The 13,683-nt window shown below is 34.3% G+C and carries 13 protein-coding genes; 7 read left to right on the forward strand and 6 right to left on the reverse strand.

What is annotated here, in order from left to right:
* Positions 1–4: 4 nt before the first annotated feature.
* Together FJV36_RS03640 and FJV36_RS03645 are read right to left on the reverse strand one after the other, a co-directional pair.
* Entirely contained in the window at positions 5–901 is an 897-nt protein-coding gene (locus tag FJV36_RS03640) for a MerR family transcriptional regulator (RefSeq protein WP_158729353.1), read from the reverse strand.
* 87 nt (positions 902–988) lie between these two features.
* Positions 989–1,933 (reverse strand): ion channel, encoded by a 945-nt coding sequence (locus tag FJV36_RS03645; RefSeq protein WP_158729354.1) that lies wholly within the window; start codon positions 1,931–1,933, stop codon positions 989–991.
* Between the two features lie 198 nt (positions 1,934–2,131).
* Here FJV36_RS03645 and FJV36_RS03650 point away from each other — a divergent pair, with 198 nt between their 5' ends.
* The 3 genes from FJV36_RS03650 (at position 2,132) to FJV36_RS03660 (ending at position 5,213) form a co-directional block, all read left to right on the forward strand.
* On the forward strand, positions 2,132–3,025 hold the full coding sequence (locus FJV36_RS03650) for a dienelactone hydrolase family protein (protein WP_158729355.1): 894 nt from the start codon (positions 2,132–2,134) through the stop codon (positions 3,023–3,025).
* Positions 3,026–3,158: 133 nt separating this feature from the next.
* Positions 3,159–4,448, forward strand: coding sequence for an amidohydrolase family protein (locus FJV36_RS03655; RefSeq protein WP_158729356.1), 1,290 nt, complete (start codon positions 3,159–3,161; stop codon positions 4,446–4,448).
* Positions 4,449–4,604: 156 nt separating this feature from the next.
* On the forward strand, positions 4,605–5,213 hold the full coding sequence (locus FJV36_RS03660; protein WP_158729357.1) for a YkgJ family cysteine cluster protein: 609 nt from the start codon (positions 4,605–4,607) through the stop codon (positions 5,211–5,213).
* A gap of 65 nt (positions 5,214–5,278) precedes the next feature.
* Here the strand turns inward: FJV36_RS03660 and carB are convergent, their stop codons facing one another.
* Complete coding sequence (gene carB / locus FJV36_RS03665) at positions 5,279–8,131, reverse strand: carbamoyl-phosphate synthase large subunit (protein WP_158729358.1); 2,853 nt, start codon at positions 8,129–8,131, stop codon at positions 5,279–5,281.
* Between the two features lie 151 nt (positions 8,132–8,282).
* Positions 8,283–8,444 (reverse strand): 50S ribosomal protein L34, encoded by a 162-nt coding sequence (gene rpmH, locus FJV36_RS03670; RefSeq protein WP_008464848.1) that lies wholly within the window; start codon positions 8,442–8,444, stop codon positions 8,283–8,285.
* A gap of 163 nt (positions 8,445–8,607) precedes the next feature.
* Between rpmH and FJV36_RS03675 the strand changes: the two genes are divergently transcribed.
* Both FJV36_RS03675 and FJV36_RS03680 read left to right on the forward strand, forming a co-directional pair.
* Positions 8,608–9,123, forward strand: a complete 516-nt coding sequence (locus tag FJV36_RS03675; RefSeq protein WP_158729359.1) for a DUF2892 domain-containing protein — start codon at positions 8,608–8,610, stop codon at positions 9,121–9,123.
* Positions 9,124–9,275: 152 nt separating this feature from the next.
* Positions 9,276–9,968, forward strand: a complete 693-nt coding sequence (locus tag FJV36_RS03680) for a thioredoxin family protein (protein ID WP_158729360.1) — start codon at positions 9,276–9,278, stop codon at positions 9,966–9,968.
* 25 nt (positions 9,969–9,993) lie between these two features.
* Here FJV36_RS03680 and FJV36_RS03685 read toward each other — a convergent pair whose 3' ends face one another.
* Positions 9,994–10,662, reverse strand: a complete 669-nt coding sequence (locus tag FJV36_RS03685) for an alpha/beta hydrolase (RefSeq protein ID WP_158729361.1) — start codon at positions 10,660–10,662, stop codon at positions 9,994–9,996.
* A gap of 115 nt (positions 10,663–10,777) precedes the next feature.
* Between FJV36_RS03685 and FJV36_RS03690 the strand changes: the two genes are divergently transcribed.
* Positions 10,778–11,497, forward strand: coding sequence for a pirin family protein (locus tag FJV36_RS03690; protein WP_158729362.1), 720 nt, complete (start codon positions 10,778–10,780; stop codon positions 11,495–11,497).
* Between the two features lie 13 nt (positions 11,498–11,510).
* Positions 11,511–11,795 carry a GNAT family N-acetyltransferase gene (locus FJV36_RS03695; RefSeq protein WP_158729363.1) on the forward strand — a complete coding sequence of 95 codons (285 nt, stop codon included), beginning with the start codon at positions 11,511–11,513 and terminating at the stop codon, positions 11,793–11,795.
* Positions 11,796–11,850: 55 nt separating this feature from the next.
* Here FJV36_RS03695 and FJV36_RS03700 read toward each other — a convergent pair whose 3' ends face one another.
* Positions 11,851–13,485: an ABC-F family ATP-binding cassette domain-containing protein gene (locus FJV36_RS03700; protein WP_158729364.1), complete on the reverse strand. Its 1,635-nt coding sequence runs from the start codon at positions 13,483–13,485 to the stop codon at positions 11,851–11,853.
* Positions 13,486–13,683 lie beyond the last annotated feature (198 nt).

Here is a 13,683-nt window from a genome sequence, read left to right on the forward strand (position 1 = left end):
AATATTAAATCCAATCAACTAATTCTGAAATAGAATTAAAAATTGTTATTTGTTCTGGAAGTTCGTCCTTTTTTATAAACTCAACCATTCTACCAATATACCATAATTCTGTGGAGTCATCTAACAATTCTTCTGACATTTTCTGGATATAATTATCCAGAATATCTCGTTCCGGCTGCACCGTCATGTAAGACACGTATACTATCGAGTTAAAGTGTTTTTTCAAATCTTTAAGGTTTTCAATAGGCATACTTTCGCCAAGATAAATCGTCTTGTACCCGTGCAATAGTACTTCATAGTTTAAATACATCAAACCTAGCTCATGAATCTCGTTCATAGGCAAAGACAAAACAAAAACTTTATCGTTCTTGGTTTGCTTCAAAACTTGAAGTTTCTCTGTATTAATTAGCAATTTTTGTTTAATTAAATAACTAATAAAATGCTCGTGAGCAGGTGTAATGGTATCTGATTGCCATAAAAGTCCTAATTCATTCATCAATGGAATAAAAACCTGATGGAAAATCTCCTTGAACGATTTTTCAGCAATTAACCAATTATATGTATTAAAAAACAACTCTTGATCAAAGTTCATCATGGCCATCTTAAACTCGCTGATGGCGTGGCTTTTCGCAGTTTTGCTAGAAATTATTTCACGTACAAGCGACGGGATTTTTTCCTGAGGATAGGTTGCAATTTTTGATATCTTGTACCCATAATCATGGAGCAAGGTTATATTTAAAAGTTTTTGTAAACTAGCCAAATCATACAAACGAATGTTAGTATCTGTACGCATGGGCTGAAGAATATCGTAACGTTTCTCCCAAATTCGTATCGTGTGAGCTTTTATCCCCGAAAGGTTTTCAAGATCTTTGATACTGAATACATTTTTTACATTGTTCATCGTTTTTCAATATTTATTGAACAAATGTAAAATAAATTTTATTATAAACGGCACTAAATAGATCAAAACAAGCAAAAACAGTCGTATTTACTTTAAACTTACGTGCTTTACTGCATTCAAAAGGTCTAAATGAAGAATTGTCTTAGAATTATCTTCATTTCTAGTATACATAGGTTCAAATTTAGCCCCATATATTACCTCATCAAAAGTGTACGAGGTTCGAATTGCAACAGTGTTACTAAACATATCATCAAATGCGGTAACCATTACAATAAGTTCTCCATTAATTTCTTGAAAATCTTCTTTTACATATTGAAATAAGGGGCTGCTCTCCGTGATTGGATGCACAATGGTCCAACTTAAAGTTAGTACATTTATTTTCTCTAATTCTAAGTCAAGCGCAAAGAATTTATTAGTAAGAACACCATTTTCATGAATACTTATACCAAGTGTCATCTTAGCCTGCGCATCAGTAAGGTTTGTATTTTTAAAAGGCGTTACCCTAATCATCAAAGCTGTGCCATCGCGATAAGGTGCAATAAGAGCATTGTGCGAAAATTTCAAAAAAGCAGTTGGTTTACTAAAACGTCCAAAAAACAAACCTGTAGCAATAGCAAAACTTAGCAAACCAATTAATGCCTCGGCTGCAGCTAATAAACTACTCAAAAAACCCACAGGACTAATATGACCATACCCTACAGTGGTAAAGGTTTGAGCACTAAAAAAATAAGCTTGACCAAATTTTCCCCAATCAGATCCTGCAACATCAATACCGTTTAAGTGTTCGATACCAATTGCATAATATAAAAGTGCAAAAACAAGATTTATTCCAATATAGAATAACAAAAGTATGGAAAGAAACCGCCAACGTGGCATATCAATCATGGTGTGGTACCAGCTGATTCGGCTCCAGAAAAACATTCCGCTTTTTACCACATTTGCAGTTCCATCTTTATTAATAAAACGACCTCCGTAATTATTAGCATTCGTACCAAAACCAGTATTTTGTTGTGCTTCACCCTTTAATTTCATAGCTTGTGGTCTAAAAATAGACAAGAAAACCTCTTGAAGAATTTCCTTGAATATGTTATTGAAACACCAAAAATAGAAATATTAAAAATAAGTAAGTAGCTGTAGCGTGTAAAAACATTTTTTATCAATTAATCCACTAAGATTTACAACGGTAATTCTATACCGCTTTTTTTATACATTAGTGCAAACTAAAAAACTATGACAAAAATAACCAAAGACGATATTAGTCAAGAAATATTTGACTTGGATGACGATTACGCACACAACAAAATTGACCGTCGCGGATGTGTAGAAAAACTATCCTTCTTTGCTGTTGGTACCTTAACGCTTCCATCATTATTGAGTTTCATGTCGCCTAATTATGTGGATTCAATTTTGATACAACCCGAAGACCCCAGAATAAAATCGGGATTTATTACTTACAACTCAGATAAAGGTGGCGGACCAATAAAAGGACTTTTATCTCAACCTACAGGAACAAAAAAGAAATTACCCGGAATTATTGTAGTACATGAAAACCGAGGACTTAATCCTTACATTGAAGATGTAGGCCGTAGAGGAGCAGTTGACGGATTTATTACGCTAGCGCCAGATGCTTTATCTCCATTAGGTGGTTATCCTGGTACTGATGATGCAGGACGCGAACTTCAAAAGAAACGTACGCGAGAGGAAATGCTTGAAGATTTTATTGCTGCTTACCATTTTTTAAAATCGCACAAAGATTGCAACGGACATATAGGAGTTGTTGGTTTTTGTTTTGGAGGTTGGATTGCGAATATGATGGCCGTAAAAATACCAGAACTTGGTGCCGCAGTACCTTATTATGGAGGGCAACCCACAGCTGCTGAAGCCGAAATGATTAAAACTCCTATCCTAGCCCAATACGCTGGCTTAGATACCCGTGTGAACGAAGGTTGGCCTGCTTATGAAACCATCTTAAAAAAGAACAATGTACAACATGTAGCCTATTTTTACGATGGTGTTAACCATGGTTTTCACAACAATACTACTCCAAGGTACGATGAAAAAGCTGCTACTTTATCTTGGACCAGAACCATTGATTTTTTCAAGCAGGAATTAAAGAAGAAATAATGAAATATGAGATAAAATTCCCAAATTATCTTTGGGAATTTTTGTTTTGGTCTATAAAGATAAGTTCTTAAACTATTCAACTGAACGTATCGACAACGTGAATTCCGAACAAATAAAAAGAATTAAATCAAAAATGAAACTAAAAATACTATCCATCTTTGCTGTTTTATGGAGTATTAATGGAATGGCGCAAGAATCCAAAGGATTGATCATAAAAGACATTAATATAATAACAATGACCAGTCCAAATGTTACTGAAAGAAAAAGCGTTTTAATTGAAAATGGCAAAATTGTAAAGATTGATGATTTCAAAAAACTTTCAAAAAAATCAAACCTTGAAATAATTGAGGGTTACAACAAGTTCTTGATGCCAGGATTAGCTGAAATGCACAGCCATGTCCCTGCAGAAAAAGATGTAGAGAATTATCTTTTGGAAAATATTGCCGCAGGAGTAACTCACATTAGGATTATGAATACTAAAACACCACAACTCCTGCTAAAAAATAAAATTGAAACCAATTCAAAGATTGTAAATCCTAAAATACATTACAGTCATATTATATCCCGTGAGGATAAATATACAGAACCGCAATTTGACAGTTTGATGGTTGCAATAAAAAAGAATAATCTTAATTTTATAAAAGTTTTTAGCATAGCTAATGAAGAAGTTTTTGACAACTTGATGAAATCGGCCAATAGAAATTCTGTTATCGTTTGTGGACACTATCCTAAGGATGTTGCACTTGAAAAAGTACTGCAATCCGGCTACAAAAGCATTGAACATCTTGCTGGCTACGAAAAAATTAATAACCAAAATACTCTTGCAAATGCAATTCTATTAACCAAAAAATATAGCGTTTACAACTGCCCTACCCTAGATTGGGATATTATGTCAGTAAAACTAAGTTATCCGAATGACTATAAAAATAGACTAGTTTATTTTAATGCTCCTAAAACGTATCTCGAAAAATGGGAAAAAGAATTAAACGATTACGTAACTGCAAAAGGGAATGACCAAATCATACAAGCTGCAGAAAAATACAAACCTCAATTTCAATACAAACAAAAAATTCTAAAACAACTCAATGATAACAAATGTCTTTTGTTACTAGGTAGTGACCCAGCAGGGACCTTTCAAATGAACGGATTTAATATGTACGAAGAAATGGTAAACTGGTCAAATGCTGGAATTGATACTTTTACTATTTTAAAATCGGCCACTTCAACGCCTGCATCCTTCTTTGGTGAAACCAAAAATTGGGGAACAATAGAACTAGGCAAATCTGCTGATTTAATAATTCTAGATAAAAATCCATTACAAGATATTACAAACATAAAAACAGTTGCAATCACAATCATTGAAGGTAAAGTTTATGTAAAATCAGACCTACTAAAAAAATTAGAATCAAACTCTAAAAATTAAAAAATGCGCAACCTGTAAAACTTTGCTAGGCTTACCAAAAAAATAAACAGCAAGCTAAACAAAAATTAGTAAAGCACACCCATTACATCACAACTCACAAGTAAATCCCAATTGTGACTCTACTGGTTTTTAATAGCCTACCTTACCAAGAAACTCATGGCTATAGCGCACAAAGTTCAATTGGTAGAAGCATTATTTGACCGTCTTGAAAAGGAAATTGTAGTCTTTCAGGCTCAATCACAATTAAACTGTTGTAGCGGTTGCGGCGCATGTTGCAGTACTCCTGAAATAGAAGCGTCGCCATTAGAGTTTTTGCCTTGGGCACTGCATTTATTTCTGAATGGAGAAGCCGAAAAAACGCTGGAGACTTTACAACATAAATCTAGTACTTTTTGTTACTTGTATCAACCTTTAACATTGGTAGATCGATCTATGGGTCGTTGCAACAATTACCGATACCGCGGTTTGATTTGTAGGCTTTTTGGGTATGCAGCCACAAGAGACAAATACGGTCAGCTACGATTAGCGACTTGCAAAATCATAAAAGAAGGACAAAACGCGCACTACAAAACTACTGAAGAAGCTATAAGTAAAGGGCTTTACATTCCTGTTTTTACAGACTATTACATGCAACTTTCCCAGATTGATGCACGCCTAGGAACTACTATGATGCCTATCAATAAAGCATTAAGCACAGCCATTGAAGAGGTCCTACACTATTATGCCTATCGCCCTTTTCCAAAAGATTTGGGAAATATTGCTTAATCCAAAAACACAGTCCCACAAAAAAAGCCCCATTTGGGGCTTTTTCAATAAAAATATTTAGAGTTTTATTTACTTAAATACATTTTTCTTCTAGAGTACAATTCATAAAACTGATCGTCTTTCAAGTCATCAATAAATAAAATGCTTTCCCCAGTTGATTTCATTTCTGGTCCTAAAGCTTTGTTCACATTGTGGAACTTACTAAAAGAAAACACGGGCTGCTTAATGGCAAATCCTTTCAACTGAGGATTAAAATCAAAATCAGTTACTTTATTGTGGCCTAACATCACTTTTGTTGCATAGTTCACATACGGTTCTCCATAGGCTTTTGCAATAAACGGCACAGTACGAGAGGCTCTTGGGTTAGCTTCTATAATGTATACAATATCATTTTTTATCGCAAACTGAATGTTGATTAATCCAACTGTTTTAAGTGCCAATGCAATTTTTTGAGTATGATCTTTTATTTGTTGCATCACAAATTCACCTAAGTTGAATGGCGGCAAAGTAGCATTACTGTCGCCTGAGTGTACACCGCAAGGCTCAATATGTTCCATAATTCCTATGATGTATACATTTTCACCGTCGCAAATAGCATCAGCTTCAGCTTCAATAGCACCATCTAAGTAATGATCTAAAAGTAATTTATTACCTGGAATGGTTTTCAATAAATTAATTACGTGTTCCTCTAGTTCTTGCTTGTTGATCACAATTTTCATTCCTTGCCCTCCTAAAACATAAGAAGGACGAATCAATAATGGAAAATCCAGTTGGTCTGCCAATGCCGATGCTTCATCAGCAGTTTCTGCAATACCAAACTGTGGGAACGGAATAGCTAATTCTGTTAAAAGTTCAGAAAAACGCCCTCTATCTTCGGCTAAATCCAGTGCATCAAAACTAGTTCCTATGATTTTGATTCCGTACTTAGATAATTTTTCAGCTAATTTCAAAGCCGTTTGACCCCCTAGCTGAACAATAACTCCTTCTGGTTTTTCGTGTTGAATGATATCATAAATATGCTCCCAAAAAACAGGTTCAAAATACAATTTATCAGCTGTATCAAAATCCGTCGAAACCGTTTCGGGATTACAGTTGATCATAATGGTTTCGTAACCACACTCTTTGGCAGCAAGTACTCCGTGCACGCAAGAGTAATCAAATTCTATACCTTGCCCAATTCGATTTGGCCCTGAGCCCAAAACAATAATTTTCTTTTTATCGGTAACAATACTTTCATTATCCACATAACGTGTTCCGTCAGCTTTTTCAATTTCAGCTTCAAAAGTAGAATAGTAATACGGTGTTTTTGCTTTGAACTCAGCAGCACAAGTATCTACCAGTTTAAATACACGGTTGATATTCATCGTAGTTCGCAGTGAATGCACTTGGCTTTCTAAACAACCCATCATGTGCGCAATTTGTCTATCAGCAAACCCTTTTTGTTTGGCTTCAAGCAATAATTCTCTTGGCAAAGTTTCAACTTTATAGTTTGAAATTTCTTTTTCTAAAGTATAAAGTTCTTCATATTGCTTTAAGAACCACATGTCTATTTTTGTGATTTCATGAATGCGGCTCAAAGGAATCCCCATGGCAATAGCATCATAAATCACAAACACACGATCCCAACTTGCAAAAGTTAGTTTCTCAATAATTTGTTCATAGTTGGTGTATCCTTTTCCGTCAGCTCCTAAACCATTTCTTTTTATTTCCAATGATTGAGTGGCCTTATGAAGCGCTTCTTGAAACGAACGCCCAATTCCCATCACCTCACCTACAGATTTCATTTGAAGTCCTAATGTTCTATCAGCTCCTTCAAACTTATCAAAGTTCCAACGTGGTATTTTTACAATTACATAATCCAAAGTTGGCTCAAACAAAGCCGAAGTAGATTTTGTAATTTGATTTTGCAATTCATCTAGATTGTAACCCAGAGCCAGTTTAGAGGCGATTTTTGCAATAGGATATCCTGTTGCTTTTGATGCCAAAGCAGAAGAACGAGACACACGAGGATTGATCTCGATAGCTACAATATCCTCTTTTTCATCTGGCGAAACAGCAAATTGTACGTTACATCCACCCGCAAAGTTCCCTATGCTACGCATCATCAAAATAGCATAATCACGCATTTTTTGAAACGTTGTATCAGATAAAGTCATCGCTGGCGCAACTGTAATGGAATCTCCGGTGTGAATCCCCATCGGGTCCATATTTTCGATAGAACAAATGATAACGACATTATCATTTTTGTCTCTCAAAAGTTCCAATTCATATTCTTTCCAACCCATCAAAGCTTTGTCAATCAAAACTTCGTGTATAGGAGAAGCTTCTAAACCTCTAGTTAAAAGTTCATCAAAATCTTCTTTTTTGTATACAATTGCTGCTCCTGTCCCTCCTAATGTAAACGATGGACGAATCACCAATGGAAAACCAAATTCCTGTGCAATTTCTTTTCCTCTTAAGTAAGAAGTACATATTTCAGCAGGTGCCGATGGTACATTTATTTTTTTAAGCAATTGTTTGAACTGCTCTCTATCCTCAGTAATATTAATGGCATTAACATCTACACCAATTAATTTCACATCAAAATCTTTCCAAATTCCCTTTTCTTCAGCTTCTAGACATAAATTCAAGGCCGTTTGCCCACCCATCGTTGGTAAAACTGCATCAATTTGAGGATGTGCTTTTAAAATTTCAATGATTGACTTTGTGGTCAATGGCTTCAAATAAACATGATCAGCCATTGAGGGATCAGTCATAATGGTAGCCGGGTTAGAATTGATTAAGATGACCTCAATTCCTTCTTCACGAATAGAACGTGCCGATTGTGAGCCTGCATAATCAAATTCACAAGCTTGACCAATAACAATAGGGCCAGAACCTATTATCAAAACGGATTTTATAGATGTATCTTTTGGCATTTTATGTAGTGTTGAGTAGTTGTTGTTTATAATTATTAAAAGTATCAAAAATAGACACTTAACCGTAAAATAACCTGTTCTTTTTTAACGAATAGGTATAAAAAAAGGCGATACTAAAAAAAGTAACGCCTTAATTATGTTTATAAAAACATTATTTTTTGTGTCTTGGTTCACTAGAAACAGTCAATTTATGTCTTCCTTTAGCTCTTCTACGCGCAAGAACCTTTCTTCCATTAGCAGAAGCCATTCTGTCCATAAATCCGTGCTTATTTCTTCTTTTTCTTTTCGATGGTTGAAATGTTCTTTTGCTCATTGCTTTGTATCTTTAAAATCTTATTTATATGTCTACTAATTTGAATAATTGTTTATTCGAAAACCGAGTGCAAATATACAAAGACTTTTTTTCCTCACAAGTAGTTTTGCAAAATTATTTTCAATTCATTTTACTATATTTGTAATCTTAAATTAAACATACTATGTTTCACAGAAATATCAAACTTATTATTGCCGGACTTATCATAGTTACTGGCATTTGGCAATTTACAGAGAGTAATATTGGTAACGGAATTTTTCTTTTACTAATCAGTGTTATCCCCGTATTTTTATACTTTAAAAATGAATTTATCCTTTTAGCATTCCTAAAATTAAGAAAACAAGACTTTGAAGGTGCGAAAAAATGGTTAGCATACATTAAAAATCCAGAAACAGCATTGGTACAAAAACAACAAGGATATTTCAATTACCTACACGGAATTATGCTTTCTCAAACCAACATCAATCAAGCTGAGAAATATTTCAAAAAAGCAATTGAACTTGGTTTATCTATGGATATGGATTTGGCTGTAGCCAAATTGAATCTGGCTGGAGTAGCCATGACGAGACGTCGTAAACTGGAAGCAACCACATTATTGAACGAAGCTAAAAAATTAGACAAACAAAACATGCTGAAAGAGCAAATTGTAATGATGAAAGAGCAAATGAAAAAGATGTAACTCTTTTTTTTTAATAAATTAACTATGAACCACTTACAATTGTAAGTGGTTTTTTTATACACATAACAGTTTGTCGATTTTTTTGACAATTGAACGATTTTTTTTAACATTAATAAAATTATTAACATACTTTTAGTTAATAATTAAAATATATGTGGAGAAAATCATACTTACTGTTATTTTTCCTCTTTACCACAGGCAACTATGCACAAGATAGTATTGTCTATTTTTCCGATGCCGTAAAACGAAATATTAAACCTTATCGACTAGCCAGCGCAATTGCTTTTGAAAATAAAGACTTCAAAGAGGGTAAGCGTTTATTTGACTCTTTAGTCCAGTACAAATTAAATGGCACTCGATTTGATGATTTTACAATAAAAGGATATAATTCTAAAAAAGTAATACTCCATAAAATAAACAAACCCTTTTTATTAGTCACTTATGCCAGCTGGTGCGTGCGCAACAAAGGAGATGCTCCAGCATTGAATACACTAGCAAATAAATATGCTAATGATTTACAAATTGTCATTGTCTTTTGGGACAAAAAGAAAAATTTAAAAACAACGGCAAATCAATTTAATTCTAAAATAAAAATTTGCTACGCTAATGAAGCTTACCAAAATGATTTTAAAATAGTAGCTACTTTAAAACACACCTTGGGAATACCAACCGTTTACTACATAGACGAAAACAAAAAGGTGGTAGCCATTAACCGCATTAAAAATCAAAATAAAATAAAAATTTCCAAAGACGCAGCATTCGCAATGAGTTATTCCCTTTTTGAAGATATGATTCGAACAACAAACACTAAATTAAGCTTCAACACAACTCCAAGAAAACTTTAAACACACTTTTTTTTACAAAAATGCTTTAAAACGCATAACTATCCGTAATTATAAGTGGTAATTTCTCATTTAACCATTTGTATTTGTTTAAAATCATAATGTGAGTACCTCCTTTTACAACAATACATTTTTTTATATTTTTTATAGGAAAAACATCGTCTTGATCTCCATGGATGTGAATGACACTTTCATCGATTGCGACTCTATCCCAAAGCACCACTTGCTCTACCGCCCAGGTTAAATAACGAATATCCCTTACCGATAAAAATTTCTCATACAACTTGAGCCTTTGATTCACTTTTTTACCAAAAGAGAATTTAGCTAAAGTTTCAATATTCAAAATCAAGTTCATCGGGATTAGTTTATAAGCCTTAGTAGATTTTGCTACCTTTAATCGAAGAGGGAATTCAGTATTACTCTTGACACTGGAAATAATAATAACTTTGCTAGCCGCAATATGTTTTGCCATCTCCTGAACTAAAATACCTCCAAAAGAAACTCCTATTAAAACAGGATTTCTATGAACTATTTTATCTGCTATTCTCTTAGCGTATGCTACCAAGGTTTCATTATCAAATGGGATTTCCCACTCCAAGTAATGCATTTCAAAATCTGTCTCAGGTAATTTTATACGCTCAAAAATAGTTGTACTAGCTGCCAACCCGGGCATAAAATAGACATGTATTTTACTCATAATTGCTTTTAACTTATTTATAACATCTTTAGGGATTATTATCCCGAAATTTGTTTAAAATTAATTTTTTTTTTAGAAAATACACCTACATCCAATCATATATTAATATTAAATTATGACTTCGCAACTATATAAAGCAAATACAAGAGGTACTGCCGATTTTGGCTGGCTTCAGGCTAATTTTTCGTTTTCATTTGGAAATTATTTCAATCCAGAGCGTGTACAATTTGGAATGTTACGTGTACTTAATGACGACACGATAGCAGAGGGTGCTGGTTTTGGCACGCACGGTCACGCCAATATGGAAATCATCACTATTCCGCTTGAAGGTGGCTTGATGCACAAAGACAGTATGGGTAACGAAGGTGTTATTCGCTTTGGCGAAGTGCAAGTAATGAGTGCCGGTAGCGGAGTTGAACATTCTGAAATGAATGCCAGCAAAACAGAACGCGCTAAAACGTTACAATTATGGGTTTTTCCGGATACAGAAGAAGTAACACCACGCTACGACCAAAAATCATTTGATCTAGAAGAACACAAAAACACTTTCGTAAACGTAGTTTCACCAAAGGATCATAACAATGGCAACGCGCTTTGGGTGCACCAAAAAACTTTTTTTAACTTAGGTATTTTTGACGAAAACACAACGGCAAACTACCCCATTCATATTACAAACAACGGAGTTTACTTGTTTTTAATAGAAGGTGAAATTGAAATAAACAACCAAATTCTAACTGCAAGAGATGCTATCGGAATAACCGCGACGACTGCGATTGACATTAAAATTAATAGTACTGCTAAAATACTGTTGATTGAAGTACCAATGCAGCAGTAACTATCCTATTTTTATGGAAATTAAAGACAATACCTTTTCGAGACAATTTGAAACCAATAGCCCACAAGGCTTACTCGCTGTGGAGTATTCTTTTCAGGAAAAGAAAATCTTTCTCACCAAAATTCACAAACCAGAAGGATTTAATGATGAAGATTTTTTGAATGATTTTCTAAAAAGTATCTTAGAAAATGCCATTGAGCAAAAGTGGAAAGTAGTTCCTATTTTACCACGAATTGTACAGTTTTTTAAAAAATTTCCGCAATACAAAGAACTACTTCCTCCGGGGATTAGATTATAAACAAAAAGCGACTGCATTATTCCTGCAGTCGCTTTTCTATTTTAGATCGAAAATTTTACTTTTCAATTTCACGCATATTTTCCATTTTCTTATTGACTAAGAAACCACTAATATCTTCAAAGTGCTCTACAACACGTTTGTTTCCAAATTCAAATACTTTAGTCGCCAATCCGTCAAGGAAATCACGATCATGCGAAACCAAAATTAAAGTACCATCAAAATCACGTAAAGCATCTTTGATAATGTCTTTGGTTTTCATGTCTAAGTGATTTGAAGGCTCATCCAGAATTAATAAATTCACTGGCTCAAGCAACAATTTAATCATCGCCAAACGCGTTTTCTCACCACCAGAAAGTACTTTTACTTTTTTGGTCACATCGTCACCATGAAACATGAACGCACCTAAGATATTTTTGATTTGAGTTCGCACATCCCCTACTGCAATGCCGTCAATTGTTTCAAAAATAGTAGCATTTTCATCTAATAAAGCCGCTTGGTTTTGGGCAAAATAACCAATTTGTGCGTTGTGCCCAATTTCTACACTTCCAGAATCAATACCAATCTCTTTCATGATAGCTTTAATCATGGTCGATTTACCTTCACCATTTTTACCTACAAAGGCTACTTTTTGACCTCTTTCGATCACTAGATTAGCATCTTTAAAAACCACATGATCGCCATACGATTTTGACATTTCTTTTACAATCACAGGATATTGTCCGGAACGAGCTGCTGGCGGAAATTTCAAACGCAAAGCAGAAGTATCAACCTCATCTACTTCAACAATAACTAATTTTTCTAACATTTTAACTCGCGATTGAACTGCATCTGTCTTAGAGAAAGTACCACGAAATCTATCAATAAAAGCTTGATTGTCTGCAATAAATCGTTGTTGCTCATCATACGCTTTTTGCTGGTGAACACGACGATCTTTGCGTAGCTCTAGGTAATGGGTGTACTTTGCTTTATAATCGTAAATACGTCCCATTGTTACTTCAATAGTACGATTGGTAATATTATCTACAAAAGCTCTATCGTGGGAGATCACCACAACCGCTTTAGCTGAATTAATCAAAAAATCTTCTAACCATTGAATACTTTCGATATCCATGTGGTTGGTAGGCTCATCTAGTAAAATCAAATCCGGTTTTCTCAAAAGAATTTTAGCCAACTCAATTCGCATTCTCCATCCTCCTGAAAACTCCGAAGTTTGACGACTGAAATCAGCACGTTCAAAACCCAAACCAGTTAAGATTTTCTCTACTTCGGCTTCGTAATTGACTTCTTCAATAGCGTAAAACTTCTCGCTTAAGTCTGAAACTCTTTCGATTAATTTCATGTACGCATCACTTTCATAATCCGTTCGAATAGTCAACTGTTCGTTGATTTCATCAATCTCGGCTTTCATTGAAAAAATTTCTCCAAAAGCTTTTGATGCTTCCTCCATAACAGTAGCGCCATCAGTTGTTAACAAATGCTGAGGCAAATAAGCTACTACTGCATCTTTTGGCGCAGAGATATTTCCTGTTGAAGGCTTACTTTGTCCTGCAATAATTTTAAGTAAGGTAGATTTACCCGCGCCATTTTTACCCATAAGGGCGATTTTGTCATTTTCATTAATGGCAAAAGAAACATCACTAAAAAGCGTTGTACCACCAAATTGCACCGAAATATCGTTTACTGTAATCATTATTTGAGTTTAAAGTTTAATATTCAAAAGCATAAAGGAATCAATATTTTATAAAACCTCTTTTTTTGAAGGTGCAAAGATAGATTAAATAAGGAATTGAGCAATTATTAATTTATTATGCCCGAAACTAAAAACCGCTAATTCACGAATATAAAATTTGTGAATTAGCGGTTGTTTAATGGCTTTCTATTTTTCAAA

Source organism: Flavobacterium sp. I-STPP5a (genome assembly GCF_009764685.1).
Taxonomy (GTDB): domain Bacteria; phylum Bacteroidota; class Bacteroidia; order Flavobacteriales; family Flavobacteriaceae; genus Flavobacterium.

Excerpts from the sequence above, each read along its gene's own strand:
- FJV36_RS03640 (WP_158729353.1), bottom strand. The coding sequence starts at position 901 with ATGAACAATGTAAAAAATGTATTCAGTATCAAAGATCTTGAAAACCTT.
- FJV36_RS03645 (WP_158729354.1), bottom strand. The coding sequence starts at position 1,933 with ATGAAATTAAAGGGTGAAGCACAACAAAATACTGGTTTTGGTACGAAT.
- FJV36_RS03650 (WP_158729355.1), top strand. The coding sequence starts at position 2,132 with ATGACAAAAATAACCAAAGACGATATTAGTCAAGAAATATTTGACTTG.
- FJV36_RS03655 (WP_158729356.1), top strand. The coding sequence starts at position 3,159 with ATGAAACTAAAAATACTATCCATCTTTGCTGTTTTATGGAGTATTAAT.
- FJV36_RS03660 (WP_158729357.1), top strand. The coding sequence starts at position 4,605 with ATGGCTATAGCGCACAAAGTTCAATTGGTAGAAGCATTATTTGACCGT.
- carB (WP_158729358.1), bottom strand. The coding sequence starts at position 8,131 with ATGCCAAAAGATACATCTATAAAATCCGTTTTGATAATAGGTTCTGGC.
- rpmH (WP_008464848.1), bottom strand. The coding sequence starts at position 8,444 with ATGAGCAAAAGAACATTTCAACCATCGAAAAGAAAAAGAAGAAATAAG.
- FJV36_RS03675 (WP_158729359.1), top strand. The coding sequence starts at position 8,608 with ATGTTTCACAGAAATATCAAACTTATTATTGCCGGACTTATCATAGTT.
- FJV36_RS03680 (WP_158729360.1), top strand. The coding sequence starts at position 9,276 with ATGTGGAGAAAATCATACTTACTGTTATTTTTCCTCTTTACCACAGGC.
- FJV36_RS03685 (WP_158729361.1), bottom strand. The coding sequence starts at position 10,662 with ATGAGTAAAATACATGTCTATTTTATGCCCGGGTTGGCAGCTAGTACA.
- FJV36_RS03690 (WP_158729362.1), top strand. The coding sequence starts at position 10,778 with ATGACTTCGCAACTATATAAAGCAAATACAAGAGGTACTGCCGATTTT.
- FJV36_RS03695 (WP_158729363.1), top strand. The coding sequence starts at position 11,511 with ATGGAAATTAAAGACAATACCTTTTCGAGACAATTTGAAACCAATAGC.
- FJV36_RS03700 (WP_158729364.1), bottom strand. The coding sequence starts at position 13,485 with ATGATTACAGTAAACGATATTTCGGTGCAATTTGGTGGTACAACGCTT.